A 26847-nucleotide genomic window follows, 5' to 3' on the forward strand; every position below is an offset into this window, starting at 1 on the left:
TCGCTCGCCGCCCGGGCCCCGCTCGCCCGAACGCACGTCAATGGCATCAGACGGCAGCAAACCGATGATCGGTTGCCGTCCGAATCTGTGCGGAACCTGAGAGGAACATCACGTTTCCGAGCTGTTCCCGCTTCGGGTCGGCGCCTAGTCTGTCACCCGGACGGCTGTGCTCCGGACCAGATGTTCAGCGAACTTCCAGGAAGGTCCCCCGGGGCACCTTACCTTCCGCGCCGATCGCGCTGCCGGGCGAGGCGGTGCGATCCCGCGCGGCCGGGCCAGAGAGACTAGGGGGATGAGCACAACCCGCTTTCGCCCGTCCCGCCGCTTCTGGCCCGTGTGCGCCGTCCTGGCCATCGCGGTCACCGCGGCCGGTTGCAGCAGTACCGGAGGCAGACGCGCCGAGGAGGCCCGCGCCAAGGCCGCGGCCACCGGCGGCAGCGCCGTCACCACCCCGCGCTGGAAGGTCGCCATGGTGACCCACGCCGGAGCCGGCGACGCCTTCTGGGACAGCGTGCGCAAGGGCGCCGAGCAGGCCGCCGCCAAGGACAACATCACCTTCCTGTACTCCAACGACGCGCAGACCCAGAACCAGGTCCAGCTCGTCCAGGCCGCCATCGACCAGAAGGTCGACGGCCTGCTGGTCACCCTCGCCAAGGGCGACGCGATGGCCGACGTCCTCGGCAAGGCCAAGGCGGCCGGCATCCCCGTGATCACGATCAACTCCGGTCAGGAGTACTCCGCCAAGTTCGGCGCGCTCACCCACATCGGTCAGGACGAGTCCACGGCCGGCCAGGCGGCCGGTGCCGAGCTGGCCTCGCGCGGGCGCAAGAACGTGCTCTGCGTGATCCACGAGCAGGGCAACGTCGGCCAGGAGGAGCGCTGCTCGGGCGCCCAGGCCAAGGCCGGCGCCGGCTTCCAGACGCTCTACGTGAACGGCGTCGACATGCCCGACGCCCGGGCGGCGATCTCCGCCAAGCTCCAGGCCGACACCTCCATCGACACCGTGCTCACCCTCTCCGGCCCGATGGCCGCCACCGGGCTGCAGGCCGTCCAGGACGCCCACCGCGCCGTCGAGCTGGACACCTTCGACCTGGGACCGCAGGTGGTGGCCGGGCTGAAGTCCGGCAGCGTCGGCTTCGCCGTCGACCAGCAGCCCTACCTCCAGGGCTACGAGGGCGTCGACCTGCTGTGGCTGTACAAGTCCAACCTGGACATGCTCGGCGGCGGCAAGCCCGTCGCGACCGGCCCGCAGATCCTCACCAAGGACAACGCCGACGCGCTCGCCGAGTACGTGGCGAGGGGGACCAGGTGAGCAGTCCGACCACCCCGGACCTGCTCGTCCAGGACCGTCCGGCCGCCCTGCGGCGCCTCCTCGCCCGCCCCGAGCTCGGCTCGCTGATCGCCGCCGTCGCGGTGTTCGCGGTGTTCGCCGCGGTCGCCGAACCCTTCCTGCGGGTCTCCTCGCTGGGCACCGTGCTCTACGCGGCGTCCACCATCGGGATCATGGCCGTCCCGGTCTCGCTGCTGATGATCGGCGGGGAGTTCGACCTGTCGGCCGGCGTGCTGGTCACCACCGCCGCGCTGACCTCCTCGATGGTCTCGTACCAGTTCACCGCGGTCACCTGGGTCGGCGTCCTGGTCTCGCTGGTCACCACGCTGGCCATCGGCGGCTTCAACGGCTGGATGCTGGGCCGCACCAGGCTGCCCAGCTTCATCGTCACCCTGGGCACCTTCCTGATGCTGACCGGCGCCAACCTGGGCCTCACCAAGGCGATCTCCGGGACGGTCTCCACCAAGTCGATCGCCGACATGCAGGGGTTCGAGACCTGCCGCCTGCTGTTCGCCTCCGAGGTGAACATCGGCGGACTGGCGATCAAGGCCACCGTCTGGTGGTGGCTCGGCCTGCTGGTGGTCGGCAGCTGGGTGCTGCTGCGCACCCGCTTCGGCAACTGGGTCTTCGCCGTCGGCGGCGACGCGGCCGCCGCCCGCGCGGTCGGCGTGCCGGTGGCCCGCACCAAGACGGTGCTCTACCTGGGCGTCGGCTTCGGCGCCTGGGTGCTCGGGCAGCACCTGCTGTTCTCCTTCGACACCGTGCAGTCCGGCGAGGGCGTCGGCAACGAGCTGATCTACATCGTCGCGGCGGTGATCGGCGGCTGCCTGATCACCGGCGGCTACGGCTCGGTGGCCGGCTCCGCGCTCGGCGCGCTGATCTTCGGCATGGCCAGCAAGGGGATCATCTACGCCCAGTGGAACCCGGACTGGTTCAAGTTCTTCCTCGGCGCGATGCTGCTGCTGGCCGCGCTGCTCAACGCCTACGTCAAGCGCCGGGCGGAACGGGGGCCGCGATGAACGACGAACTCCGCTCCGGCACGGAGCTGCTCTCCCTGGAGGGCGTCGGCAAGACCTACGGGACGGTCCGCGCGCTGCAGGACGTCTCGCTGACCCTGCGGGCCGGCGAGATCAGCTGCGTGCTCGGCGACAACGGGGCCGGCAAGTCCACCCTGATCAAGATCATCGCCGGTCTGCACCGGCACGACGAGGGCCGCTACACCGTCGGCGGCGAGGAGGTCCGGCTGGACTCCCCGCGCCAGGCCCTGGACCGCGGCATCGCCACCGTCTACCAGGACCTCGCCGTGGTCCCGCTGATGCCGGTCTGGCGCAACTTCTTCCTCGGCTCCGAGCGGGGCACCCGCCGCTGGGGCGGCCTGCGGCTGGACGCCGAGGGCATGCGCGCCACCACCCGCGAGGCGCTCGCGCGGATGGGCATCGACCTGCACGACGTCGACCGGCCGATCGGCACCCTCTCCGGCGGGCAGCGCCAGTGCGTGGCGATCGCCCGGGCCGTCCACTTCGGCGCCAAGGTGCTGATCCTGGACGAGCCGACCGCGGCGCTCGGCGTCAAGCAGTCGGGCGTGGTGCTCAAGTACGTCACCGCGGCCCGCGACGCCGGGCTCGGGGTGGTCCTGATCACCCACAACCCGCACCACGCCCACCTGGTCGGCGACCACTTCACCCTGCTGAAGCGGGGGCGGATGGCCGGCAGCCACCCGCGCGCCGAGATCAGCCTCGAACAGCTCACCACCGAGATGGCCGGCGGTTCCGACCTCGCCGAACTCTCGCACGAGCTGGCCCGTCCGAACCCCACCCCCTCCCGTGAGGAGCGTCCGCAGCCGTGACCAGCCCCCATGGCAGCACTCGGCCGGCCGTCCTGCCCACCCTGCTCGGCCTCGGCCCGCGCGCCGAGCGCCGCCGGCGCGCCCTGCCGGCGGGGATACTGCGGCTGCCCACCATCGGTGTCGACATCGGCGGCACCAAGGTGGTCGCCGGGGTCGTCGACGGCGAGGGCAAGGTGCTGGAGAAGCTGCGCACCGACACCCCGCACAAGAGCAAGAGCGCCAAGGTCGTCGAGGACGTGATCGTCGAGCTGGTGCTCCAGCTCGCCGACCGGCACGACGTCCACGCGGTCGGCATCGGCGCGGCCGGCTGGGTCGACGCGGACCGGTCCCGGGTGCTCTTCGCCCCGCACCTCAACTGGCGCAACGAGCCGCTCCAGCAGGCGCTCAGCGAGCGGCTGCGCTTCCCGGTGATCGTGGAGAACGACGCCAACGCGGCCGCCTGGGCGGAGTGGCGCTTCGGCGCCGGGCGCGGCGAGGACCACATGGTGATGCTCACCCTGGGCACCGGCATCGGCGGCGCGGTGGTCCGGGACGGCTACGTCGACCGCGGCAAGTACGGCCTGGCGGGCGAGTTCGGGCACATGCAGGTGGTGCCCGGCGGGCACCGCTGCCCGTGCGGCAACCGCGGCTGCTGGGAGCAGTACTCCTCCGGCAACGCGCTGGTGCGCGACGCCCGGGAACTGGTCGCGGAGGAGTCCCCGGTGGTGCAGCCGCTGCTCGCCCGGGCCGGCGGCACCGTCGAGGGCATCACCGGGCCGCTGGTCACCGAGGCCGCCCGGGACGGCGACCCGACCGCGACCGAGCTGCTCTACGAGGTCGGCACCTGGCTCGGGGTCGGCATCGCCAACCTGGCGGCCGGTCTCGACCCGGGGCGCTTCGTCATCGGCGGCGGCGTCTCGGAGGCCGGCGACCTGCTGCTCGGCCCGGCCCGGGACACCTTCCGCCGGACCCTGACCGGCCGTGGCTTCCGGCCGGAGGCGAACATCGTCCACGCGGCCCTCGGCAACGAGGCCGGGCTGGTCGGCGCCGCGGACCTGGCGCGGCAGGTGGCCCGGCGGTTCCGCACCATCAAGCGGCGGCGGGTGGAGCGCAGCGCCTCGTAGCGGGACTCCGGCGGCGGCTGACAGCTGACAACTTTCAGCGAACAGAGAACGTTATCTGTTCGCTGAAAGTTGTCAGCTGTTTTCTGTTCCCTGTCTTCCGCTCCCCGCCCTCCGTCCGCCGACCTGTCGCCACGTCAACTACCCGTTGGTAGCGGCCAGGTGTGGTTGTCGGATCATCCCTCCTGTGGAACAACTGATGAGTTGACGTCACCTCAGGAGGACTCGGATGAGGGCTCTGACCCGGCTCACCCCATCACTGCTGCTCGCCACCGCGCTGGTCTGGGCCACCACCGGCCCCGCCGCAGCCGTGGCACCGCCCCCGAAGGCGCCGGAGGCGGTGGGCTGGGGCGGTGCGGTGGCGTCCGTGGACGCCGACGCCACCGCCGCCGGGATCGAGGTGCTGCGCAAGGGCGGCAACGCGGTGGACGCGGCCGTGGCCGCCGCCGCGGCGCTCGGGGTGACCGAGCCGTACTCGTCCGGCCTCGGCGGCGGCGGGTACTTCGTCTACTACGACCACGCCACCGGCCGGGTGCACACCATCGACGGCCGCGAGACCGCCGGCCGCACGGCCGACAGCGGGCTGTTCCTGGAGGGCGGCAAGCCGCTGGCCTTCGCCGACGCCGTCACCAGCGGTCTGTCCGTCGGCGTCCCCGGGACCCCCGCCACCTGGGACTCCGCACTGCGCCAGTGGGGCACCCGCTCGCTCGCCCAGAACCTCGAGCCCGCCGAGCGGATCGCCCAGGACGGCTTCGTCGTCGACGACACCTTCCGCGGCCAGACCTCCGACAACTACGCCCGGTTCAAGGACTTCCCGGCCACCGCGAAGCTCTTCCTGCCGAACGGCAAGCTCCCCGAGGTCGGCTCCCTCCTGCGCAACCCGGACCTCGCGGCGACCTACAAGCTGCTCGCCAAGGACGGCGTGAAGGCCTTCTACCAGGGCGAGTTGGCCCAGGACATCGCCACCACCGTGCAGCACCCGCCGGTCGACCCGGCCTCCGGCCGCAACGCCCGCCCCGGGAAGGTCGACGCCGCCGACCTGGCGGCCTACCAGGTCCGCCGCCAGGCGCCCACCCACGTCGCCTACCGCGACTACGACGTCTACTCGATGGCCCCGTCCAGCTCCGGCGGCACCACCGTCGGCGAGGCGCTGCACATCCTGGAGGACGGCGACCTCTCGACGGACAGCAGCACCCAGTACTACCACCACTTCCTGGAGGCCTCCCGGATCGCCTTCGCCGACCGCAACCGCTGGGTCGGCGACCCGGCCTTCGAGGACGTCCCCACCAAGCAGTTGCTCTCCGAGCGCTACGCCGCCTCCCGGGCCTGCCTGATCAGCCCCGACCACGCCCTCACCAGCCCGCTCGCCCCCGGCGACCCGCGCCACCCGGCCGACTGCGCCGACACCGGCCAGGCCGTCCCCGAGCCGTACGAGGGCCCCAACACCACCCACCTGACGGTGGCGGACCGCTGGGGCAACATCGTCTCGTACACCCTCACCATCGAGCAGACCGGCGGCAGCGGCATCACCGTCCCCGGCCGGGGCTTCCTGCTCAACAACGAGCTGACCGACTTCGACTTCGCCCCGCTCGCCGCCGGCGTCCCCGACCCCAACCTGCCCGGCCCGGGCAAGCGGCCGCGCTCCTCGATGTCCCCGACCATCGTGCTGCGCGACGGCGAGCCGCTGCTGGCCACCGGCAGCCCCGGCGGTGCGACCATCATCACCACCACCCTCCAGGTCCTGCTCGGCCGCCTCGACCGGGGGCTGAGCCTGGAGCAGGCCATCGCCGCGCCGCGGGTCAGCCAGCGCAACACCGCCGTCTCCCAGGCCGAGCCCGGCTTCCTGGCACTGCCGGAGCGGACCGCGCTGGAGGCGCTCGGGCACCGGTTCGCCGACGGCGGTGAGATCGGCGCCGCCACCGGTGTGGAACGGCTCCCGGACGGCCGCTGGATCGCCGCCGCCGAACCGGTGCGCCGCGGCGGCGGCTCGGCCGCGGTGGTCCGGCCCGCAGGCTGACGCCCCGCGCCCGGTGCGTTCCGGTCCCGGGCGCTGATCGGCCCCGGGCCCTGATCGGGCCGGGTTGTCGGTGCCGGGCGGTATGTTCGGGGTGGGTCTCCCCGTGGGGCCCACCCCCGTCCGTACCGACCGAACCACCGGGAAGGCCGCCCGCCGTGACCGTCCGCATCGCCACCTGGAACATCAACTCCGTCACCGCGCGGCTGCCCAAGCTCCTGGAGTGGCTGGAGAGCGCCGAGCCCGACGTGCTCTGCCTCCAGGAGCTCAAGTGCGCGGCGGACGCCTTCCCGTACGAGGCGGTCCGCGAGCTCGGCTACGAGACGGCCGCGCACGGCACCGGCCGGTGGAACGGCGTCGCCGTCGTCTCCCGGATCGGCCTGGACGACGTGGTGCGCGACCTGCCCGGCCAGCCCGGCTACCTCGCCGACGGCGCCCTGCTGCCCGACGTGGAGCCGCGCGCCGTCGCCGCGACCTGCGGCCCGGTGCGGGTCTGGTCGGTCTACGTGCCCAACGGCCGCGAGGTCGACCACGCGCACTACCACTACAAGCTGGAGTGGCTGGAGGCGCTGCGCAAGGCCTCCGCCGAGGACGCGGCCGGCCCGCGCCCGTTCGCCGTCCTCGGGGACTTCAACATCGCCCCCACCGACGAGGACGTCTACGACGTCGCCGCCTTCGAGGGCCTCACCCACGTCACCCCGGCCGAGCGCGCCGCGCTCACCGCCCTCGACGAGATCGGCCTGCACGACGTGGTGCCGCGCCCGCTGAAGTACGACCGCCCCTACACCTACTGGGACTACCGCCAGCTGGCCTTCCCGAAGAACCGGGGCATGCGGATCGACCTCACCTACGCCAACAAGCCCTTCGCCGACGCCGTCACCGACAGCTACGTGGACCGCGAGGCCCGCAAGGGCAAGGGCACCTCGGACCACGCCCCGGTCGTGGTCGATCTGGACCTCTGAGGCCCCGGAGCCCGGTGCGGCCGCCGCAGGGGGATCGCACCGGGCCGGTCACCCCGGGTGGCCGGCCGTCGCTCCAACGGTCCTGAGCGGTGGCCGGGCGTCGAGGACGTGCCTACCGTCGGTGAATGACCGGGTGCAGTGGAACACCACGTGGACATGGGAGTCCCCGGCTGCGCCCGAGAATCCCGGAGGTTCCGGCATGCGCCCCACGCGTACGGCCGCCGCCGCCCTGATCGGCGCGACGGTGCTGACCGGTCTGACGGCCCCCCTCGCTCTCGCCAGGGACGGTGCGGCCTCGGTCAGCCCGACCCAGGCCGCACCGGGCCAGACCGTGACGGTCACGGTCTCCTGCGAGAAGTCGGACAAGCCCGACGCCAAGACCATCACCGCCCACTCCGCCGCCTTCGAGGGCGGCCCGGCGACCCTCACCCTGGGGGCCGACGGCAAGCACAGCGGCTCGGCCCGACTGGCCTCCCAGCACACCGGGGACAGCAAGGTCGACGGCACCTGCCCCGACGGCGGCGCCTTCTCCACCACCGTCAAGGTCAGCACGGTGACCGCGACCGGCCCCGAGAAGGGCCTCGGCGACTGGGGCAAGGCGGCGGGGGAGTGGGCCGGCTCGCTCGGCCAGTCCGGCGCCGGCAGCCAGCAGGTCGCCCCGCACGGCGCGGTGAAGACCGGTCTCGGCGGCTCGGTGGCGGCTGACCCGGCCGAACTGGCCGGAGGGCTGGCCCTGGTGGCCGGCGGTGTCGGCGGCTTCTGGCTGCTCCGGAGGCGCAGCGCCTGACGGCCCCGCCGCCCTGCGGCGGTACCGCGCCGTCGGACCCCGACCGGGCCGACGGCGCGGCCGTGCGTCAGCGGGCCGTCCGCTCCCGGGCCTCCCGGCGCTCCTCGTGCTGCAGGATGCCGCTGGCCAGCAGGTACTGGGCCAGCACGTACGTCGCCATGATCCAGAACTGATGCCCCGGCAGCTCGCGCCACTTCGCCAGCTGGGTCGCGATCAGCGTGTCGGAGAGCAGGAACAGCGCCCCGCCCAGGCCGGTGCGCCAGCCGAGCCCGGCCGAGGCCACCGCCGTCGAGGTGAGCAGCAGGCTGTAGCCGGCCACCGGCACCTTCAGCTCCCCGAGGTCCGGCCAGAGCTCGCCCACCAGCCCCACCCAGGCCGTCGCGTACGCGGCCGCGACCACCAGTGCCCGCCGGCGGTCGGTGAACGCCCCGCGCTGGACGAACATCGTGACGTAGCAGACGTGCGCGGCCGCGAACGAGCCCATCCCGGCCAGGAACGCGGTGTCGTCCTTCAGTTGGAGCAGGACGTCCCCGCCGGCGCTCGCCAGCAGCGCCGGGGCGAGCAGCTTCGGCGCCTCCCGTTCGGCGCGGGCCGCGGCGGCCACGCTGTGCGCGGCCAGCAGCGGCATCAGGGCCGGTTTGGTGGCGTTCTGCAGGACGGACGCCCCGGACAGGATCGAGCCCAGGTGCGCCGCCGAGGTGGCCGCGAAGCCGCCGAGCAGGCCGGTGGCCGAACGCAGGCGCCCGCCGAGGCCGGTGGTGCGGGTGGTCGTACGGATACTCATGCGGCGTGTGCCTCCGAGGTCGCTCGGGGTGGGGAGAGCACCGACCCTAAGGGAGCCGGCCGGGCGGGGGAAGACCGGGTTACCGGTGCGTAACCCGGGCGGGGTCGGCGGGATGACGGCGCGGTCGGTGGGGCGGTGGGGGAGTGTCGGTGGAGCGGCGGGGGACCGGAGCGCCCGCGGCCGCTTCGAGGGCTTGTGCGGAGACTTCCTCAGGAGGCCGGTTGCTGCCACCGGGTGACCCGCCCACCGTCTAGTCTGGACCCCGACATGGAGCAGCAGGAGTACGCGGTCGGCGCCACCCGGGTGGCCGCCGGCAGGCCGGACGGACGCACGGGCGGGGCAGGACGGGGAACCGCCGACGCCGTCCTCGCCGTACGCGGATCCGGTTCCGTGGCCGCCGGCGGTGAAGCCGCCGACGGCAAGCGGCCACCCGCCGAGGGGCTCTCGCCCGACCCGGGACTGCTGCGGCTCGCCCACTGGTTCGCCGCCGCCGCCCCCGGCACCGCCGACGACCTGTGCACCGCCTCCTTCGGCCTCTACCCCGCCCGGCACCTCGGCGCCGCCGCGGCGCCCGCCGACCCCGCCGTCAGCTGGTGGCACGGCCCGACGGCCCACGCCGCCGCGCCGCGCACCCGTGAGGCCCGTGCCGAGGGCGCCCTGCGCCGCGCCCGGCGCGACGCGGCCGCGCTGCCCGTCGTCCGGTCAGGCGCCAAGCCCGGCCGACCCGGCAGGCACCGCCGGCCGGAGCGCGGCCGCGCGCTCCCGGAGCCGCCCCGGGACGTGCAGGACCGTTCCGCCGAGGAACTCCCGGACGCCGAGCGCCGGATCGCCGCCCGACTGCTGCTCGCCCACCCGCTGGTCACCGCCTCCGGCCCGCACGCCGACGGCTTCCCGCTGATCCGCCGTCACCGCGACTGGCTCACCGAACGCTTCGACACCCTGCTCGGCTACCGCCTGGTGGTCGGCCCCTGGCACGCCCGGCTCTGCAAGGCCGGTCTCGGCCCCGGCGCCGCCCGGCGCCTCGAACACCCCGTCACCGGGGCCCCGTTCACCCCGGCCGGCTACGCCCAGCTCTCCCTCGCCCTGGCGCTGCTGGTCGACGCCCCCGAGCAACTCCCGTACGGGCGGCTGCTCGACGCGATGCGGGCCGCGGCACCCGACCTCGTGGGGCTGGACGTCGCCGCGCCCGACGGCCCCGCCGGGTCGGACCCCGCCGTGCCCGACGGCCCCGCCGCGCCCGACCCGGCCGACCGCGCGGGGTCACCGGCACTCGCGATGGCGCTCGCCGCGCTGGCCGAGTGGCAGGTGCTCGGCGACCTGCCGACCGACCCGGCCGACGCCGCCTTCGTCCTGACCGTCGACCGCGAACTCGCCCGCGCCGTCCCGGTCGGCCCGCCCGCGCTCGCCGACGACGCCACCGACCTGATCCGCCGCGCCGCCGAGGCCGAACCCGCCACCGCCGTCCGGCGCCTCCTGGCCGAGACCCCCGCCGTGCTCGTCGCCGACCTCCCCGAGGACCGACGCGCCTGGCTGGCCGAGCACCGGCTCAGCGGCCCGGCCGCGCTCGCGGAGTTCCTCGGGCTGGAGGCCGAACTGCGCGCCGAGGGCGTCGCGCTGCTCGACCCGGCGGCCGAGCTCACCGACCTCGCCCTCCCCGGCACCGGCACCCTCGCCCAGGCCGCGCTGCTGCTGGTCGAGCAACTGGTCGAGGAGGTCCGCCCGTTGCCCGGTGAGCCGACCGAGGGCGACGTCCCAATCTCCGACGCGCTGATAGACGGCCTCCTCGGTGACATCGCCGACGACCACGGCCTCCCCACCCGCTACCTCGCCGACCGCACCGCACTGCGCCGTGACGCCCTCGACCTGCTGCACGGCCTCGGCCTGATCGCCCGCACCCCGCGCACCACCTGGCTGCTCCGCCCCCCGGCCGCCCGCTACGCCCCGGCCCCGGACCTCCGGCCCACCCCGGGCACCGGCCGCCACTCCCGCCCGAGCGTCCCGCCCCAGGCCCGCGAGGGCCTACGGGCGTAGTCGGTCGCCGGAGCGCGCCCCGCTTCGGGGCCCGCCGCCCGTCGTCGGACGGTCGGGCGGTCTCGGGGGTGAAGCCCGGGCGGGCGGCGCGCCGGGCGGTGACGCGCCGGTCGACCTCCCCGGCGCCGTGGGCCTCCTCCGCGGGCCGGCCCCGGAAAGACGGAAGCACCGCGTCCGGAGGCGGACGGCGGTGCTGGACGGCGGTGCTGGGCGGGGCCGGTGGAGCGCGGGTCGGGCGGTTACTTGCTCGCGGTGGCGGCGAGCGGGCTGGGCTGGACGGTCTCCACGGTGGCGCCGACACCGAGGGTGCCCAGGGCGATGGAGGCGAGGACTGCGGTGCAGGCGAGCAGACGGCGGTGGCGCTGGGGGAGCGGGAAGCGCGGTTCCTGGGAGGGCGCCTGAGGGCTGGCGTTCATGACAGGGAGGCTCCCAGGGCGGTGTGAACGGTCGGTACGCGCGGGTGAAGTCCGGACGGGGATCCGGCGTCGGTTGGCCGCATACGCCCCACCGCGTCGGCGGGTGGGGCGTATGCGCTGGTCAACGACCGGATCGGGGTGGGGTCCGGGGCCGGTCCGGGGCCCGGTTCAGCGGCGTCGGCCGCGTTCGGCGAGGGCCTCGCCGACGGCGACCCGGACGGCGTCGCGCAGGCCGTGGGCGGGGTGGAAGCGGGAGGGGCCGGCCGCCGGGTCCTCCCGGAGTTCCTTGACCAGGGAGACGCAGAGCAGCAGCATCACCACGACGAAGGGCAGGGCGACCAGGATGGTGGCGTTCTGCAGCGCGGTGAGTCCGCCGGCCAGCAGCAGGGCGGCCGCGACCCCGCCCATCAGCACGCCCCAGACGACGACGAGCCAGGTGCGCGGGTGGAGGGAGCCGCGGCTGGAGAGCGAGCCGAGGACGAGCGAGGCGGAGTCGGCGCTGGTGATGAAGAACGTCATCACCAGCAGGACCGCGACCACGCTGGTGACCGAGCCGAGCGGCAGCGAGCGCAGCATCTCGAACAGCGAGGCCTCGGCGCCGCGCGGGATGGTCGCGACGAGGTCGGCCGCGCCGGTGGTGACCAGCCGGATCGCGGTGCCGCCCATCACGCAGAACCAGATGACGGTGGCGCCGCTCGGGACGAGGAGGACGCCGAGCAGGAACTGCCGGATGGTGCGGCCGCGCGAGATGCGGGCGATGAAGGTGCCGACGAAGGGCGCCCAGGAGAGCCACCAGGCCCAGTAGAAGATCGTCCAGGAGCCGAGCCAGCTCTCGTCGGTGAAGGCGCCGGTCTGGGTGGACATGGCGAGCAGGTCGGAGAGGTAGCCGCCGACGGTGGCCGGGACGGCGTCCAGGGTGAAGACCGTCGGTCCGAACACGAAGACGAACAGCATGATCAGCGAGGCGAGGACGACGTTGGCGGTGGAGAGCCACTTGACGCCCTTGTGGACGCCGGAGAAGGCGGAGAGCACGAAGGCGGCGGTGAGCGAGCCGATGATGACCAGCTGGGCGTTCTGGGTGTTGCGGACGGAGGTGATGTAGCCGAGCCCGTCGGCGACCTGGAGGGCGCCGAGGCCCAGGCTGGTCGCGGAGCCGAACACGGTGGCGAAGACGGCCAGCAGGTCGATGGCCCTGCCCTGCCAGCCGTCGGCGCCCCGCTGGCCGATCAGCGGGACGAAGGCGGCGGAGATCCGGTTGCCCCGGCCCTTGCGGAAGGTGGTGTAGGCGAGGGCGAGGCCGCCGACGGCGTAGATCGCCCAGGGGTGCAGGGTCCAGTGGAAGAGCGAGAACTCCAGGGCCTGCTGCGCCGCGGCGGCGCTCTGCGGTTCGAGGCCGGAGCCGGGCTGGGGGGTGGCGAAGAGCTGGAGGGGTTCGCCGACGCCGTAGAACATCAGGCCGATGCCCATGCCGGCGCTGAACATCATCGCGACCCAGGCCAGGGTGGAGAACTCGGGTTCGTCGTCGTCGCGGCCGAGCCGGATGCGGCCGAAGCGGCTGAAGGCGAGCAGCACGGTGAGGGCGAGGAAGACGTCGGCGGCGACCACGAACAGCCAGCCGAAGTTGTGCAGGACCCAGCCGAGGGCGGTGCTGGAGGTCCGGCCGAGGGAGTCCTCGGCGAAGACGCCCCAGGCGACCACCGCCAGCACCAGGACGGCGCTGATGCCGAACACCGCCCGGTCGGTGGGCAGGGTGGCGGCGGGTTCGCCGGGCTCGTCGGGCCCCTTCTCCCGGGGGGAGGGCTGCGGCGGCTGGCTGCTCATCGGGCGGACCTCTCGACATGCACGGAATGCGGCGATTCAAGATGCATGTCGCACTATGTCCAGAGGACGGTGCCGGTGGCGGGAGGGCGCGCCGGGGAGGCGGCCTGACGGGACTTAAGTCCCCGGCGCGGGAGCGCCCCCGTCAGGCCGCCTGCTCCACGCCGGGGGCGTGCGCGGCCGCCAGGTAGTGGGAGAGCGCCCGGCGGCTGCGGACGAGGTCGTCGATCCGGGCGTCCAGGTCGGCGAGTTCGCCGCGCAGGATGGCGACCAGCTCCGGACAGGCCGTCAGGGTGGGGGCCGGGCCGCTCGCGCAGGGCAGCAGCCGGACGATGATCCGGGTGGGCAGGCCGGCCGCGAGCAGGCTGCGGATCTGCCACACCCGTACGGTGTCCTGCTCGTCGTACTCCCGGTAGCCGGCCGCGGTGCGGGCGGGCCGGAGCAGGCCCTGCTCCTCGTAGTAGCGGAGCAGGCGGGCGGACACCCCGGTGAGCCGGGCGAGTTCTCCGATGCGCATGACCGGGGAACACGGGCCGGCGGCGGGGTGTTCCCGCCGGGAGCCGCCCGCAGGGCTTCCGGTCGGTCTCGGACCGTGTGAACTCCCCTGCTGCTAGGCCTAGTTGGGCGCGTCTCGGGCACCGGCGGGCCGTCGGAGGGGAGTTCGACGGGCGGGCCGGTGGGCCGCTCGGTGGGAGGCCCGGCCGGAAGCCCGCCCGTCGGCCCCGGTCACTGAAAGCGCCGGACCCCCTACGCTGGGAGAAGGAGCGCCACCCGGACAACGCCGTCCGGGTGCCGCTGCGCTCCGCCGCCGGGGCGCCCGTCGTGCCCGCGTCGGCCGCGCCGGTGGTCGCCCCGGACCGGGCGGCCGCCGAGGAGGTGCCCAGGCCCGTGCCCGGAAGCGACGACCTGCCCGGAATCGTCAAGCCCCTGCCCGCCGAGTGGTTCGTGCGGCACGACACCAACGCCGAGATGCGCTGGGACGCGCTGCGCGACGCCGACGGCAAGCCCGCCGTCGGCCGCCATGTGCCGGTGGAACGGTTCTTCGTCCGCAATCACACCAGCACCCCGCTGATCGACCCGGTCGGCTGGCGGCTGAAGCTGTTCGGCAGCGCCCTGCACGGCGCCCCGACGCCGGAGCGGGCGGTCCGCTTCGCCCTGGACGACCTGCGGGAGCTGCCCGCCACCCGGATCGACGCGCTGATCGAGTGCGCCGGCAACGGCCGCAGCTACTTCGACCGCCAGCAGGGCGAGCGCGCCCCCGGGACGCCGTGGGCGCTCGGCAGCATCGGCTCGGCGAACTGGCGGGGCGTCCGGTTGGCCGAGGTGCTGCGGGCGGCCGGGCTGACCGACCGCGCGGTGGACGTGCTGCCCACCGGGCTGGACCCGGACTACGTGCTCGACGGCACCAACTACGGCCCGGTGCGCCGCCCGCTGCCGATCGCCAAGGCGCTGGACGACGCGCTGCTCGCGTACGAGATGAACGGTGCGCCGCTGACCCCCGACCACGGCGCGCCGGTGCGGTTGGTGGTGCCTGGCTGGGTCGGCATCGCCTCGATCAAGTGGGTCGGCAGCATCGAGGTGGCCGACCACCCGCTGCGGTCGCCCTGGAACACCGAGTTCTACCGGATGTTCGGCCCCGCCCACCCGCCCGGAGGCGGGCCGGCGCTCACCGCCCAGGTGGTCAAGTCGGCCTTCGAACTGGCCGAGGGGGCCCGGCTGACGGCCGGCCGGGAGCACCGGCTGCACGGGCGGTCCTGGTCCGGCACGGCCCCGGTCCGGCTGGTCGAGGTCAGCACCGACGGCGGCCGCGGCTGGCGGCGCGCCGAACTGGCCGAGGAGCCGTGCGCGGCCGGCTGGACCCGCTGGAGCATCGACTGGCGCCCCGAGCGGCCCGGACGCCACGAGCTGCGCGCCCGGGCGACCGACCACGGGGGCGCCGGCCAGCCCGAGCGCGCGGTGTTCAACCGCGAGGGCTACCTGTTCGGCGCGGTGGTGGCGCACCCGGTGACGGTGGTCTGAGCCCCGGGCGCCCGGGGCTCAGCCGGTGGACTGGACCTCGTACGGGGCCGGGTAGTGGGTCTCGTACGGGGTCAGCACCAGCCGCACCACGTCCTCCAGCCGCCGCCGGGCGTCCCCGAGGGTCGTGCGGCCGGTCACCCAGGCGGTCAGCTCGCCCTGCCAGGCGTGCGCGACGATGTGCCGCACCAGGTCGCTGGCCGCCGCCGGCACCTCGGCCGTCACGGCCTGGAGCGCGGCGCTGTCGGCCCGGGCCATGCCCTGGAGGGCCTCGCTGGCGAAGGGGTCGGTGGAGGCGGCGACGGCGACCCGCAGCCGGGCCAGTTCCGGCTGGCGCTGGTAGGCCCGCATCCCGCCCCGGACGAACCTGACCGCCCGGTCGGTGGCCCCCAGCCCGGCGCGCGGCCCCCGTAGTTCCGCCACCAGGTCGGCCAGCAGCAGACGATGCCAGTCGGCGATCGCGGCTGCCAGCAGGTGGTCCTTGGAGGAGAAGTAGCGGTACGCCGTCCCCAGGGCGACTCCGGACCGCTCGCAGACCTGCTTCATCTGCAGCCGCTCGACGCCGATCTCGTTCACCAGGGCGAGCGCGGCCGCGATCAGGCTTTCGCGGCGTTCGAGCTGACGCGGAGACATCGCCTCCACCGGCCGTGGTGACAGGTCAACCTTGGTCACCCGCACCATGATACGGGCCGGGGCCGCTCAGGAGTATGACGCCGACCGGCCCCCTTCCGTTCGCCCGGCGGCCACCGGGCTCCCGTCGGGGCGCACCGGCTCGTCCGGGGGCGCTCGTCCGGTGCGCGCGACGGCGGCTGCGGCGCCCGTCGCCGTGCGGGGGCGCGGGGGTGCGGGAGGGGGCCTACGGCAGTCGGCGGATCAGCGCCTCCTGGACGGCCGAGGCCACCAGCCGCCCGTCCCGGTCGTAGAACTCGCCGAGCGCCAGGCCGCGGCCGTCCGAGGCGGACGGGCTGCGCTGGGCGAACAGCAGCCACTCGTCGGTCCGGAACGGGCGGTGGAACCACATCGCGTGGTCCAGCGAGGTCATCAGCAGCCGGGGCGGCTCGGTGCGCTGGAAGAAGTTCGGCTGTTCGTGCAGCCCGGCGGTGGAGGCCAGGGTGAGGTCGGAGAGGTAGGCGAGCGCGCAGGCGTGCAGCAGCGGGCCGGTCTCCGGCAGCGGGGTGGCGATCCGCACCCAGACGAACTGCTGGGGCATCCCGGGCACGGCCGGGGGCACGCCCGGGGCGTCCGACGGCACGAAGCGCAGGTCGAGGTCGCGGAAGCCGTCGGTGTTCCGGATCGCGGTGCGCAGCTCCTCGTCCCAGTGCGCGAAGGCGTCGGGCAGGGTCTCCGGGGCGGGCAGCGGGGGCAGCTCGCGGTGGCGGTCGCCGGCGGCCCGTTCCGGGAGCTTGAAGGAGGCGGTGAGGTCGAAGATCTCGTTCCCGTCCTGCACCGCCCGGACCCGGCGGGTGGTGTAGGTGAAGCCCTCGCGCAGCCGGTCCACCCGGTACTCGATCGGGCGGGTCGGGTCGCCGGGCAGCAGGAAGTAGCCGTGCAGCGAGTGCACCGCACGCCGGTCGGGGCAGGTGCGTCCGGCGGCGGCGAGGGCCTGGGCGGCGACGTGGCCGCCGAAGGCGCGCATCGGGGCGCCGGCGTGGCAGTACCCCCGGAACGTGTTCTCGTCCAGCTGCTCGATCTCCAGCAGGGCGGCGAACGGGGCGGCCGGGGCGGGCACCTGCTCGGCCGGGCTCTGCTGTTCTGTCAGGTCGGTCACCGGCCCATAGTGGCAGAAGCCAACCGTGCGGTGGTGTGACCTGGGTAACGCCCCAGGTCTGATAGAACCTGTTCCATTTCGTGGTCGTGCTGACGGATTGTCGGACCCGTCACCTAGCGTGTCGCCCATGACGCAATCCGCACACGCGTACGCCTATCTGCGTCCGTCGGCCGTCCTGGACGGCGCCGCCGGTCGGAGCCTCGACCTGGCCACCTCCGGCGGCGCCACCCCGCTCGGGGCGCAGGCCCACCCGCGCTTCTTCACGGGCTTCCTGGCCGACCCGGCACCGGCCGCCGCGGCCCTGCTCGCGGTCGCGGACGTCGCCGCCGCCCGCTACCACCAGCCCCGGTCGCGCGCCTCGCTCGACCCGGTGGTCACCGCCGACGGCGACCGGCTGCGCTTCGAGTCCTTCTCCGGCTGCTGCGGCGTCTACGCCCGGCTCGACGTGCTCCGGGCCGGGCTGGACGGCGACGACCTCGGCCACGGCACCACCAACGTGGACGTCAACGACCCGCTGCGGGAGGCGCTGACCAGGATCGGCCCGGCGGACCCGCTGCACCTCGCGGTCGGGCCGGACGCCCTGGAGGTCACCACCTTCGACGGCCCGCTGGTCGAGAAGAAGGTGCCGCTGCCGGAGCGCTGGCTGCGCGGCTTCGCCGAGACCCAGGTGGTCGCCGCCGGTTTCGACCTGCGCGCCGAACTGCCCGCCGCCGAGGCGGTGCGCTTCCTGCGCTCGCTGCCGCGCGGCGGCCGGGGCGGCGTGGGCTGGGTCGTCCCCGCCGGGCGCACGCTGCGCCCCACCACCCGCCCGGTGCCCGGCGCGGTCTGCCTGCCCGGGCCCGAACGGCTGGCCGCGCTCCACCGGGTGCTGCGGCACGCCCGCGCCCTGCGGGTCTACGGGCCGGTGGCCGGCGCGGCCCCGACGGCCGCCGCCTGGGAGGTCGTGCTGCCCGGGATGCGGCTGACGCTGACCCTCTCGCCGGACGCCTCGCGCGGCTTCTCCGGTGAGGGCGGCGTGCTCGACGCGCTCGCCACCGGGGCGGCCGAGCGGGACGCCGAACTGGTCGCGGTGCTGCTCGCCTGGGAGTCGAAGATCGACGTCGCCGAGCTGGCCGAGCAGTCCGGGCTGAGCGTCGAACGGGTCCGCGCCGCGCTCACCCGGCTCGGCACCGCCGGGCAGATCGGCTACGACACCGCCGAGGCCGCCTTCTTCCACCGCCGGCTCCCGTACGACGCCGGGCGTGCCGAGGCGGCCAACCCCCGGCTGCGGGCCGCCCGGGAGCTGGTCGCGGCCGGCGCCGTCCGGCTGGAGGCGGGCGGGGCGACGGCCGTCGTCACGGTGGACGACCACGTCCAGCGGGTGCGGGCGGACGGGGCGGGGCGGCTGAGCTGCACCTGCCTCTGGTGGGCCAAGTACCGGGGTGGCCGCGGGCCGTGCAAGCACGCGCTGGCGGTCGGCATGGTGCGGGAGGCGGGCGCATGAGCGGGCCCACGAGCGGGCGGGAGAGCGCCGTGGTCGAGCCGGCGGGGCCGGTCGGGGACCTGCTCGCGGCCGTGCGGGCCGGGTCCGTCGAGGCGGTGCCGGAGCTGTTGGCCGGGCTCGACCGGGCCCAGCGCCGGGCCTGCCTGGTCGCGCTCAAGGAACTGCGCAGGGAGCTGCGCGACGACTGGTCCCGGTCCGCGACGGAGGGCCGGGGCGCGATGCTCGTCGCGGGGGCCGGGTGCCACCCGGGCCCGGCGGGCGCCGCCGCCTGGCTCGGCGCCGGCGACTTCGGCGGTCGTGACTGGGCCCGGCACCCGGCGCTGCGGCGGTTCGTCGAGGCGCAGCCGCAGGAGTGGCAGGTCGAGGTGGTCACCCGGCTGGCCCAGCGGCCGGTGCGGCCCTGGGGTTGGTCGATGCACCCGCTGGTGGAGGCCGTGGTCCGCCGTACCGGCTGTGCGGTGCCGCTGACCGAAGCCTTCGTCCGGGGCTGGTTCGACGGCCTGTCCGGTGAGCACGGCCCGCGGCCGCCGCTGGTCGAGCGGCTGCGCGCCGACGCCCTCGCCCCGGTGCTGCTCCCCCCGCTCCTCGAACTCGCCGACATCGGATGGCAGTTGACCCGGCAGCTCAGCCCGCGCCCCGGGGACGCCTGGACGACGGCGATCGCCCGCCTCGCCACCGACGGGCCGCTGGACCGGGTCGACCTGGTCGAGCGCTGCCTGGCCCGGCTGCTGCGCGGCGGCAAGCCCGCCGACCAACGGGCCTTCCTGGAGCTGCTGCGGGCGCTCGACCCGACGCCGGAGGAGTACGCGGCCCGGGTGCGGGACGTGCTGGCGCTGCTGGGCGGGCTGTCGGTGCTCGCCGGGCACGCCCAGGAAGTGCTCGCGCGGCTGGACGAGGCCGGGCTGGTCGGGCCGGAGGTACTGGTCGAGGCCTCGGCGGTGGTGCTGTTCCGGGCCGAGAAGAAGCTGGTGCGCGCCCAGCTGGGCTGGCTGGACAAGGCCGCCCGGAGCCGGCCCGAACGCTCCGGCCCGGTGGTGCTGGCGGCGGCCGAGGCCTTCGGGCACCCGGACACCGGTGTCCAGGAACGGGCGCTGAACGTGGTGGCCCGTCACCTCGCGGCGGCCGGTGAGGCGGTGCTGCCCGGGCTGTGCGACGCCGCCGCACTGCTCGACCCCGTCCATCACGCGCGGGCCGGCGGCCTGTTCGGGGCGGCGATCGGTGGCGAGGGGGACGAGCCGGACACCGGCTGGGAGGAGTTCCTGCCGCCGGTCGCCCCGCCGCGCCCGTTCGGGGAGCCGATCGGCTCGGCGGCGGAACTCGCCGTGGAGCTCTCCGCGCTGCTCGCCGCCCGGGAGCCCGGGGTGCTCGCCTTCGAACGGGTGCTGGACGGGCTGGTCCGGGAGGCCCACCGGGACCGCGCCGCGCTGGTCGAGACGCTGGTGCCGGTCCGGGCGACCCACCCGTGGCAGGGCACCGGCCGCTGGGGCGACTGCACACCCCGGGAGGTCTCCTACGTGGTGGCCGCGCTGGCGGGCGAGACCCCGCCGCGCCGGCTGTGGGACTTCCTCGGCGGCGCCGGCCGCTCCCCGCTGCGCGGGGCCCGCACCTCGGCGTTCGGGGCCGTCCTCGCCGTCCGGCTGGAGGAGGCCGCCTGGCAGGTGACGGCCCACCGGCCGCCGTACCTGCTCGCCACCCCGACCGACGCCGGCGGGGCGATCACGGCGGCGGCGCTGGTCGAACGCCTCGCCGGGTACGAGGCGGCGGGCCTCACCCCCGGGCGGGCCGACCTCTGCGCGGCCCTGCTGCGGGTCACGCCGGAGGCGCCGGCCGAGACGGCCGCGGCCGCCGAGCGGCTCACCTCGCCCGCCGGGCGGTGGCTGGCGCACTGGCTGCGCACCGGAGGGCTGCCCGGGCAGCCCTCCGAACGGGTGCTGTTCGCGCCCGGCCGGGGCGCCAGGCGCGGCCGTACCCCGACGGACCGCTGGTGGGAGGAGGTCGAGCGGACCGCCGTCGCCCAGCCGGGCATCGGCGCCGGACCGAAGGGGCCCGGCGGCGAGCGGCTCACCGCCGAGTTCCGCAGGCTGCTCGACCCGACCGAGCCCAGCGTCTCCCGGGCCCGTGCCGCCGACGACTGGGTCTGGCGGCCCATCCCGCACTGGACGGCGATGCTGCCCCACCACCGCGAGGAGCTGGCCGCCCGCTGGCTCGACCACTTCGCCATGGGCGCGGACCGGGACGAGCGCGGGGCCGGGCGCTTCCTCCCGCTGCTCGCCGAGTCCGGCGGCCCCGCCGGGCTCGCCCTGCACCTGGCCGTCGGGTACGGGCTGGGCGCCCGGCACGCCGAGGACCGCACCGGCGCCGTCGACGCCCTGCTGGTGCTCGCCGGGCGCGGGCAGTTGGACGCCGCTCTGCTCGGCCGCGAGCTCGGCGGACTCGCGGCGCGCGGCACGGTCAAACCGGCCCGGTTGGCGGCGGCGCTCGGGCTCGCGGCCGGGACCGGGGCGTACGGGACGGTCTGGTCGGTGCTCGGGGCGGCGCTGCCCGGCCTGCTGGCGGCGGCCGAACCGCCCGCCCGGGGGCTGGGGGACCTCCTCGCCCTCGCCACCGACTGCGCCCGGCGCACCCGGGCACGGGGGCCACTGGCGGAGGTGACGGAGACGGCCGGGAGGGGCGGGTCGGGCCGGGTGGTGAAGGAGGCCAGGGCCCTGCGGGACGTCCTCGCGGGCTGACCGGGGCGTCTTCGCGGGGCCGACCGGGGTGTCGTCGTGGGCCGACCGGAGCTGGCCGGGGCGGGCCGGAGCGGGCCGGGACGTCCTCGCGCGCGGACCGGGCGGGGCGTCAGGCCCTAGGGTGGGCGGGATCCCTGTTCCGTCCCCTGTGGTCACTCCCGTTCCCTTCCGCCCCGTTCTCCCCTCGGAGTGCTTGTGCTGCACCTTCGCCTGATCGTCCCGCCCGACCTGCGGGAGCCGGTGCTCGGCTGTCTGGACGACGCGGTCGGGGTGACCCACGTGGTGGTCCTGCCGGAGGCGGCCGTGCGGCCCGCCGGGGACGTGGTGCTGTGCGACGTCGCCCGGGAGGCGGCGGACGAGGTGCTGGGCGCGCTGCGCGGGACGGGCCTGGTCGAGCGCGGGGCGATCGACGTCTCGGCGCTCGAACTGACCCTCTCGGCGGCGGCCGACGAGGCCGAACGGCAGGCCCCCGGGGAGGGGGCCGACGCGCTGGTGTGGGAGTCGGTCTCCGAGATCACCCATGAGGAGTCCACCCTCAGCTGGGTGTTCCTGGCCTTCCTCACCATCGCCACCATGCTGGCGGCCTGCGGGTCGGTCCTGGACAGCGCCATCCTGATCGTCGGCGCGATGGCGGTCGGGCCGGAGTTCGGGCCGCTCGCCGGGCTCTGCGTGGCGCTGGTCCAGCGCCGGGCGCGTCCGGCGGCCCGCTCGCTGAACGCCCTGGTGACCGGCTTCCTGGTGGCGATGGCGATGACGGTCTGCTTCGGCCTGCTGATGGACGCTCTGGGACTGTTCTCGGAGGCCAGGTTCGACGCCGCACGGCCGAACACCTCGTTCATCTGGCAGCCCGACGCGACCTCCTTCGTGGTCGCCTTCCTGGCGGGCATCGCCGGACTGCTCTCGCTGACCTCCGCGAAGGCGGGCACCCTGGTCGGCGTCGCGATCTCGGTCACCACCGTGCCGGCCGCCGCCAACGCGGCGGTCGCGCTGGGGTACGGCAAGGTCGACCAGTTCTGGGGCTCCACCGTGCAGTTGCTGCTGAACCTGCTGGGGATCGTGCTGGCCGGCGTGCTGACCCTGCTGGTGCAGGAGGCGGGCTGGGCGGTGATCCGGCGGCGGCGGGCGCGGATGGACGTCCGGAGCGCCAACGGCTGACAGCTGACAGATAACAGCTGACAGATAACAGACAACAGATGTCAGCGGACAGAGTTTGAAATCTGTTCGCCAACGTCGGTCGCCGGTTCGCGTGCCTCCGCCCGCTTGGCGACCAGCGGCTCGATCCCGCGCGGGGCGGCCGCGACGGCGCGCCACCACAGCCGCAGGGCCGGGGGGTCCGCGGGTTCGAAGGGCTTGCCGGGCCGCGGCACCGCCAGGTGGGCGCCGAGCGCCTGGGCGGCGGTGACGACGCGTTCGGCGGGCTCCTCCCAGGGGTGGATCGCCAGGTTGAAGGTGCACCAGTGGATCGGCAGCAGCAGTTCGCCGCCCAGGTCCAGATGGGCCCGGACGCCCTCCTCGGGGGTCATGTGCACCTCGGGCCAGAACTCGCTGTACGCGCCGACCTGCATCATCGTCGCGTCGAACGGTCCGAGCCGGCTGCCGATCTCCGCGAAGCCGGGGAAGTAGCCGGTGTCCCCGCTGTGGAAGATCCGGTGCCCGCCACCGGCCACCACCCAGGACGCCCACAGGAACAGCGCGCTGGTGCGCGGACCGCGGCTGCAGTAGTGCCGGGCGGGTGTGGCCGTCAGGGTCAGCCCGGCGACCTCGGCCGACTCCCACCAGTCCAGCTCGACGATCCGGCCGGTCGGCACCCCCCAGTGCTCCAGGTGCGCCCCGACCCCGAGCGGTACCGCGAACACCGCGCCGCTCCCGATCAGGGCCCGTACGGTGCGCATGTCGAGGTGGTCGTAGTGGTCGTGCGAGATCACCACCACGTCCACCGGCCCGAGTTCGGACAGCGGCAGCGGCACCGGGTGCAGCCGCTTGGGGCCGGTCCAGCCGAACGGTGAGCAGCGCTCGCCCCAGACCGGGTCGATCAGCACCCGCCGGCCGCCGATCTCGGCGAGCACGGTGGCGTGGCCCAGCCAGGTGAGCCGCAGTCCGGAGTCGGGCGGGGTGGCGAGGTCGACCGGGAGCAGCCGGTGCACCGGTACGGCGGCGGCGGGTGCCCGCCGGGTCTTGTCCCCGCTCAGCTGGGCGAGGGTGATCTCCAGCGGGCTCCGCTCGTAGACCAGGCGGCGGGTCGGCACCGGGTTGCGGAAGGCGCCGTCGGCGAACTGGGGCGAGCGGTGGATCCGGGCCAGCCGCTCGCCCCGGGGCTCGGCCCCGAACGCCTCGGTGCGGACCCGGTGCCAGGCGGCGCGGGGCAGTCCGGCCAGGCCGGGGACGGCACGGTCCGGCGCGCCGCGGTCGAGTGCGGCACGGTCGGTGCCCGGTGCGGTCGGCGGCGGCGCGAACTGTGAGGTCAGACCGGCGAGGCGGGAGAACCACGGGACGGGGCGGGGCACGGCTCCTCCAGGGACGGTCACGGCGACCGGGCAGGCCGGGGCGCGCACCACGGGGGCACGGGAGGCCACTGAGGTGCGACAACCATCTCGTCGGACGTTACTCGCCGTGGGCCGTTCGGACTCGGTGGGGAGCCCGGCACGGTCCAATCGGCGTACCCGGGGCCCGCCCGGCGGCCGTCCGGCGCCTTCCGACCGTCGTCGGGCCGCCGTCCCGGCGCTAGGCGTAGAACCGGGTGATCGCCTCCGCGACGCAGTGCGGCTTGCTGCTCGCCTCGCTGGTGATGGTGAACCGCACCACGGCCTGGACCCCGCCCGGCACCTCGGTCGCCGAGAGCAGCTCGGCGGTGGCCCGGATCGCCGTGTCCACCGGGACCGGGGCCGGGAAGCGCACCTTGTCCGAGCCGTAGTTCAGCGCCATCCGCACGCCCTCGACCCCGTAGCACTCCTTGGCCAGCACCGGGATCATCGACTGGGTCAGGTAACCGTGCGCGATGGTCGAGCCGAACGGGCTCCCCTTCGCCCGCTCCGGGTCCACGTGGATCCACTGGTGGTCCCCGGTGGCCTCGGCGAAGAGGTCGATCGTCCGCTGGTCGATGGTGTGCCACTCGCTGGTGCCCAGCTCGGTGCCGACGGCGGCGGTGAGCTCGGCGAGGGAGGCGAAGGTCGTCACGGTGCGCTCCTGGAGGGGGACGGGCCCCGGGGAGGGGTCAGGACGCCGGAAGCGTATGCCTACCCGCCGGTACCTGTCAGGAGGTGATCGCGAATCCCGAGCTCAGGGCCGCAGCAGCGGCCGCCCGAGCGCTCCGCGTCCGGGGCCGGTCTGCCCGGTCGGGAACAGCCGGCGGCCGCTGACCAGCTCCGGCACCAGTGCGATGAACAGCGGCTCCGGGTCGCCCACCCACGGCCGCAGCCCGGAGCGCAGCACCCGCCGCACCTGCTCGGGCTCTCTGACCGCGTCGGCCCGCCCGTGCACCAGCACGCTCCATCCGGTCCGGGTGACCGGGTCCAGCAGGTCCGCCTGGAAGGCCACCACCGTGCCGTCAAGCCCGCGCGCGGTGGCGCTTCCCCGGCGCACGGCGAGCACCAGCCGCCCGTCCAGGACCTCGAAGGAGACCGGCAGGACGGCCGGCAGTGCGTGCTCGGTGTACACCACGCGCCCGACGGGCACGGTGCTGAGCAGTCGTAGGCACTCGGCCTCGCTCAGGGTTTCCACACGGTCCTCACGCTCCATGCGTCCGATCGTCCACGGTCGGCGCACGCGTCGATAGGGCCCATGGTCCCTGAGCGGACGGGCCGGGAGCCCCGTCGGCGTCAGTCCGGAGCGGTAGCCTGCCCCGCGGCGGGACCGTCGGCGTGATGGTCGGCGGGCGCGGTGCGGGACCGGTGCGGGATCGTTGGCGGGGCGGGCGCAGAAGGGGGCGGACGGATGGCCGGCGGGGTCGATCTGGTGGTGATCGGGGCGGACGGCGGGCCCGACCGGGCCTTCGGCGGTTCGGCGCACGCCCCCGAGGGGGCCCGGCTGTTGGCCGAGGTGCTGCCCGGGATGTGCTTCGACACCGGGGCCGCGGGCTGCCGGGTGACGGCCGTGCCGCCGGACGCGGACGCCAACGCGATGCTGACCGCCGTCCGGGACGCGGCCCAGCACCCCGGCCGCTGGCTGGTGGTCTGCCTGGTCGGCCAGTTGACGGCCGACCCGCGCGGGCGCCGGCTCGCCCTGGTGACCCCTGGCAGCACCCCCGACAACGCCTACCGGCGCGGCCTGGCCTGGGACTGGGTGGTCAGTGCGATGGTGCACGGCGACCACGAGGAGGCACTGCTGCTGGTCGACGCGGTGGCCGGCCGGGACGCCTGGACGGCGCTGGAGCGGACCGGCGAGGACACCGCCGGTGAACTGCTCAGCTACTCCCGGGTGCCGCTGTGGGGCCGGATCGGCCGGTACGCCCCGGGCAGCCGCTACGCCCCGGCCAGACGCGGCCGGGACGCCGTACTGCCGGGCGGCGAGGGCTCGTTCAGCCGGGCGCTCACCACCGTCCTGCGGCAGGGCGTCCCGGGAGCCCCCGCGGCGGTCGCCCCGCTGGACCTCCAGCCGGCCGTGGCCGGACTGCTCGACGGCGGCGAGCCGTCCGGTGCCCCGGGGGCCTCCGGCGCCCCGGGTGCGTCCGGCGTCCGCGTGCTCGTTCCGCCGCACGGCGGACGCCTGTTGATGCGCAATCGGGCCGCAGTTCGGGGCGCATTGGCCGGATTGTCGCTTTCCGAAGAACTGTTGGCCGTTCTGTGGCGGGAAAGTGCCCCGACGGAACCGCCTTCCGCGTAAGGTCAGGGGGCCTGAGGTGTTGCCGTGATGGGGTGGGTTGGCGAAGAATCGATCCCCAGCGGAAACATCGGCGGGACTTCGGAATTCTCTGGCGACCGTGGATCACGGATCGGCTCGGTCGCGACGAGGTGGGGCGATGCGGCAGCGCGGAAATGTGTTGCGCCCTGGGGCGGTTGGGACTGGCGGGGCGGTTCTGGTGTTACTGCTCGGGGCTTGTGCGAGCGGTGGGGCCGGCGGCTCCGTCGATCGTCTCGGTTCGCCCGCGCCCACGGTTGCGGGAGTGGGCCCGTTAACTCCTTCGGGTGGTTCGGTAAACGCCACGATCGCGCCGACCGACGGCCTGGAAGGGGCCCGGGGACGGCTCGCCCTGAAGGCGTATCAGGACTGGTGGCAGGCCCAGGCCGAGGCCTTCGGGCGTACGGATTCGGACGGTTCCGCGCTGGAGGCGTACTCCTCCGGTCGGGCGCTGTCCGATGCCCTGGTCGGCCTCCGCCAACTCCACGACGCCAAACTGGTGATGACCGGAACGCCCCGGAATTCGGCCGTGGTGAAGGCCATTGACCTGAAAGCCGATCCGCAGACCGCTGTGATCGAGGACTGCGTCGACCTCTCGGACTGGCGCCGCGTCGATGCCGTCACCCGTACCGCAAAGGATCCGGCCGACCGGCTGAACCGCTATGTCGCGACCGCCTCCCTGCGATGGTTCCAAGCGCACTGGCTGATCTACGACTTCAAGCGGGAGGTGGACCGGACATGCTGAACTCGCGGAAACCGGCCCGAAGGTTCGCGGTCGTCGCATCGTTGTCCGCCGGGTTGTTGATGTCCTCGGCGGTGACGGCGACGGCGGACGAACCACCGGGCGCGGGAGCGGAAACCTGTTCCCCTAGTGTGATCTGCACCCACGCCGGGACCGGTGGGAGCACCGGCTCGACGACGGGGCCCTCG

The 26847-nt window shown here is 74.9% G+C and carries 23 protein-coding genes; 14 read left to right on the top strand and 9 right to left on the bottom strand.

The window, feature by feature from the left end:
* The first annotated feature begins 292 nt into the window (after positions 1-292).
* The 7 genes from AB0O91_RS19885 (at position 293) to AB0O91_RS19915 (ending at position 8039) form a co-directional block, all read left to right on the top strand.
* Entirely contained in the window at positions 293-1312 is a 1020-nt protein-coding gene (locus tag AB0O91_RS19885) for a substrate-binding domain-containing protein (protein WP_363434733.1), read from the top strand.
* Entirely contained in the window at positions 1309-2349 is a 1041-nt protein-coding gene (locus AB0O91_RS19890) for an ABC transporter permease (protein WP_363434736.1), read from the top strand. The genes AB0O91_RS19885 and AB0O91_RS19890 overlap by 4 nt, the downstream gene beginning before the upstream one ends.
* Positions 2346-3176, top strand: a complete 831-nt coding sequence (locus AB0O91_RS19895; protein ID WP_363434738.1) for an ATP-binding cassette domain-containing protein — start codon at positions 2346-2348, stop codon at positions 3174-3176. Before AB0O91_RS19890 ends, AB0O91_RS19895 begins: the two co-directional genes overlap by 4 nt.
* A gap of 41 nt (positions 3177-3217) precedes the next feature.
* Positions 3218-4279 carry an ROK family glucokinase gene (locus tag AB0O91_RS19900; protein ID WP_363434969.1) on the top strand — a complete coding sequence of 354 codons (1062 nt, stop codon included), beginning with the start codon at positions 3218-3220 and terminating at the stop codon, positions 4277-4279.
* A 226-nt stretch (positions 4280-4505) separates the two neighbouring features.
* The gene (gene ggt / locus AB0O91_RS19905; RefSeq protein WP_363434741.1) at positions 4506-6293 is read left to right on the top strand and encodes a gamma-glutamyltransferase; all 1788 of its coding nucleotides are present in this window, start codon (positions 4506-4508) and stop codon (positions 6291-6293) included.
* 155 nt (positions 6294-6448) lie between these two features.
* Positions 6449-7252 carry an exodeoxyribonuclease III gene (locus tag AB0O91_RS19910; protein ID WP_363434744.1) on the top strand — a complete coding sequence of 268 codons (804 nt, stop codon included), beginning with the start codon at positions 6449-6451 and terminating at the stop codon, positions 7250-7252.
* 199 nt (positions 7253-7451) lie between these two features.
* Complete coding sequence (locus AB0O91_RS19915; protein WP_363434747.1) at positions 7452-8039, top strand: hypothetical protein; 588 nt, start codon at positions 7452-7454, stop codon at positions 8037-8039.
* A 67-nt stretch (positions 8040-8106) separates the two neighbouring features.
* On the opposite strand, the gene AB0O91_RS19920 is transcribed toward AB0O91_RS19915, so the two are convergent.
* The gene (locus AB0O91_RS19920) at positions 8107-8823 is read right to left on the bottom strand and encodes a lysoplasmalogenase (protein WP_363434749.1); all 717 of its coding nucleotides are present in this window, start codon (positions 8821-8823) and stop codon (positions 8107-8109) included.
* Positions 8824-9090: 267 nt separating this feature from the next.
* Here AB0O91_RS19920 and AB0O91_RS19925 point away from each other — a divergent pair, with 267 nt between their 5' ends.
* Positions 9091-10854 carry a DUF2398 family protein gene (locus tag AB0O91_RS19925; RefSeq protein WP_363434752.1) on the top strand — a complete coding sequence of 588 codons (1764 nt, stop codon included), beginning with the start codon at positions 9091-9093 and terminating at the stop codon, positions 10852-10854.
* Positions 10855-11093: 239 nt separating this feature from the next.
* Here AB0O91_RS19925 and AB0O91_RS19930 read toward each other — a convergent pair whose 3' ends face one another.
* The 3 genes from AB0O91_RS19930 to AB0O91_RS19940 all read right to left on the bottom strand — a co-directional run bounded on the left by AB0O91_RS19930 (position 11094) and on the right by AB0O91_RS19940 (position 13605).
* Positions 11094-11270 (bottom strand): hypothetical protein, encoded by a 177-nt coding sequence (locus tag AB0O91_RS19930; RefSeq protein WP_363434755.1) that lies wholly within the window; start codon positions 11268-11270, stop codon positions 11094-11096.
* 168 nt (positions 11271-11438) lie between these two features.
* The gene (locus tag AB0O91_RS19935; protein WP_363434758.1) at positions 11439-13091 is read right to left on the bottom strand and encodes a BCCT family transporter; all 1653 of its coding nucleotides are present in this window, start codon (positions 13089-13091) and stop codon (positions 11439-11441) included.
* 142 nt (positions 13092-13233) lie between these two features.
* Positions 13234-13605: a MerR family transcriptional regulator gene (locus AB0O91_RS19940; RefSeq protein WP_363434761.1), complete on the bottom strand. Its 372-nt coding sequence runs from the start codon at positions 13603-13605 to the stop codon at positions 13234-13236.
* A gap of 272 nt (positions 13606-13877) precedes the next feature.
* On the opposite strand from AB0O91_RS19940, the gene AB0O91_RS19945 reads away from it, so the two are divergent.
* Positions 13878-15107, top strand: coding sequence for a sulfite oxidase (locus AB0O91_RS19945; protein ID WP_363434764.1), 1230 nt, complete (start codon positions 13878-13880; stop codon positions 15105-15107).
* 18 nt (positions 15108-15125) lie between these two features.
* Here AB0O91_RS19945 and AB0O91_RS19950 read toward each other — a convergent pair whose 3' ends face one another.
* Both AB0O91_RS19950 and AB0O91_RS19955 read right to left on the bottom strand, forming a co-directional pair.
* Entirely contained in the window at positions 15126-15776 is a 651-nt protein-coding gene (locus tag AB0O91_RS19950) for a TetR/AcrR family transcriptional regulator (RefSeq protein ID WP_363434767.1), read from the bottom strand.
* A gap of 184 nt (positions 15777-15960) precedes the next feature.
* Positions 15961-16872 (bottom strand): acyl-CoA thioesterase domain-containing protein, encoded by a 912-nt coding sequence (locus tag AB0O91_RS19955; protein WP_363434769.1) that lies wholly within the window; start codon positions 16870-16872, stop codon positions 15961-15963.
* Between the two features lie 127 nt (positions 16873-16999).
* Between AB0O91_RS19955 and AB0O91_RS19960 the strand changes: the two genes are divergently transcribed.
* The 3 genes from AB0O91_RS19960 to AB0O91_RS19970 all read left to right on the top strand — a co-directional run bounded on the left by AB0O91_RS19960 (position 17000) and on the right by AB0O91_RS19970 (position 22239).
* Positions 17000-18355 carry an SWIM zinc finger family protein gene (locus tag AB0O91_RS19960; RefSeq protein WP_363434772.1) on the top strand — a complete coding sequence of 452 codons (1356 nt, stop codon included), beginning with the start codon at positions 17000-17002 and terminating at the stop codon, positions 18353-18355.
* On the top strand, positions 18352-21084 hold the full coding sequence (locus AB0O91_RS19965) for a DUF6493 family protein (RefSeq protein WP_363434775.1): 2733 nt from the start codon (positions 18352-18354) through the stop codon (positions 21082-21084). The genes AB0O91_RS19960 and AB0O91_RS19965 overlap by 4 nt, the downstream gene beginning before the upstream one ends.
* Before the next feature lie 195 nt (positions 21085-21279).
* On the top strand, positions 21280-22239 hold the full coding sequence (locus AB0O91_RS19970; RefSeq protein WP_363434778.1) for a DUF389 domain-containing protein: 960 nt from the start codon (positions 21280-21282) through the stop codon (positions 22237-22239).
* Positions 22240-22280: 41 nt separating this feature from the next.
* Here AB0O91_RS19970 and AB0O91_RS19975 read toward each other — a convergent pair whose 3' ends face one another.
* The 3 genes from AB0O91_RS19975 to AB0O91_RS19985 all read right to left on the bottom strand — a co-directional run bounded on the left by AB0O91_RS19975 (position 22281) and on the right by AB0O91_RS19985 (position 24819).
* Positions 22281-23459: an MBL fold metallo-hydrolase gene (locus AB0O91_RS19975; RefSeq protein WP_363434972.1), complete on the bottom strand. Its 1179-nt coding sequence runs from the start codon at positions 23457-23459 to the stop codon at positions 22281-22283.
* Positions 23460-23805: 346 nt separating this feature from the next.
* Positions 23806-24258, bottom strand: coding sequence for a MaoC family dehydratase (locus AB0O91_RS19980; protein WP_363434781.1), 453 nt, complete (start codon positions 24256-24258; stop codon positions 23806-23808).
* Positions 24259-24360: 102 nt separating this feature from the next.
* Positions 24361-24819: a pyridoxamine 5'-phosphate oxidase family protein gene (locus tag AB0O91_RS19985; RefSeq protein WP_363434784.1), complete on the bottom strand. Its 459-nt coding sequence runs from the start codon at positions 24817-24819 to the stop codon at positions 24361-24363.
* Between the two features lie 195 nt (positions 24820-25014).
* Here AB0O91_RS19985 and AB0O91_RS19990 point away from each other — a divergent pair, with 195 nt between their 5' ends.
* Both AB0O91_RS19990 and AB0O91_RS19995 read left to right on the top strand, forming a co-directional pair.
* A complete protein-coding gene (locus AB0O91_RS19990) occupies positions 25015-25902 on the top strand; it encodes a hypothetical protein (protein WP_363434787.1) in 888 nt (295 codons plus the stop codon).
* Between the two features lie 196 nt (positions 25903-26098).
* Entirely contained in the window at positions 26099-26662 is a 564-nt protein-coding gene (locus AB0O91_RS19995; protein ID WP_363434790.1) for a hypothetical protein, read from the top strand.
* The last annotated feature ends 185 nt before the right edge of the window (positions 26663-26847 follow it).

It is taken from the genome of Kitasatospora sp. NPDC089797 (assembly GCF_040684795.1).
Taxonomy (GTDB): Bacteria; Actinomycetota; Actinomycetes; order Streptomycetales; family Streptomycetaceae; genus Kitasatospora.

Excerpts from the sequence above, each read along its gene's own strand:
- AB0O91_RS19885 (WP_363434733.1), top strand. The coding sequence starts at position 293 with ATGAGCACAACCCGCTTTCGCCCGTCCCGCCGCTTCTGGCCCGTGTGC.
- AB0O91_RS19895 (WP_363434738.1), top strand. The coding sequence starts at position 2,346 with ATGAACGACGAACTCCGCTCCGGCACGGAGCTGCTCTCCCTGGAGGGC.
- ggt (WP_363434741.1), top strand. The coding sequence starts at position 4,506 with ATGAGGGCTCTGACCCGGCTCACCCCATCACTGCTGCTCGCCACCGCG.
- AB0O91_RS19915 (WP_363434747.1), top strand. The coding sequence starts at position 7,452 with ATGCGCCCCACGCGTACGGCCGCCGCCGCCCTGATCGGCGCGACGGTG.
- AB0O91_RS19920 (WP_363434749.1), bottom strand. The coding sequence starts at position 8,823 with ATGAGTATCCGTACGACCACCCGCACCACCGGCCTCGGCGGGCGCCTG.
- AB0O91_RS19925 (WP_363434752.1), top strand. The coding sequence starts at position 9,091 with ATGGAGCAGCAGGAGTACGCGGTCGGCGCCACCCGGGTGGCCGCCGGC.
- AB0O91_RS19930 (WP_363434755.1), bottom strand. The coding sequence starts at position 11,270 with ATGAACGCCAGCCCTCAGGCGCCCTCCCAGGAACCGCGCTTCCCGCTC.
- AB0O91_RS19935 (WP_363434758.1), bottom strand. The coding sequence starts at position 13,091 with ATGAGCAGCCAGCCGCCGCAGCCCTCCCCCCGGGAGAAGGGGCCCGAC.
- AB0O91_RS19940 (WP_363434761.1), bottom strand. The coding sequence starts at position 13,605 with ATGCGCATCGGAGAACTCGCCCGGCTCACCGGGGTGTCCGCCCGCCTG.
- AB0O91_RS19960 (WP_363434772.1), top strand. The coding sequence starts at position 17,000 with ATGACGCAATCCGCACACGCGTACGCCTATCTGCGTCCGTCGGCCGTC.
- AB0O91_RS19965 (WP_363434775.1), top strand. The coding sequence starts at position 18,352 with ATGAGCGGGCCCACGAGCGGGCGGGAGAGCGCCGTGGTCGAGCCGGCG.
- AB0O91_RS19985 (WP_363434784.1), bottom strand. The coding sequence starts at position 24,819 with ATGGAGCGTGAGGACCGTGTGGAAACCCTGAGCGAGGCCGAGTGCCTA.
- AB0O91_RS19990 (WP_363434787.1), top strand. The coding sequence starts at position 25,015 with ATGGCCGGCGGGGTCGATCTGGTGGTGATCGGGGCGGACGGCGGGCCC.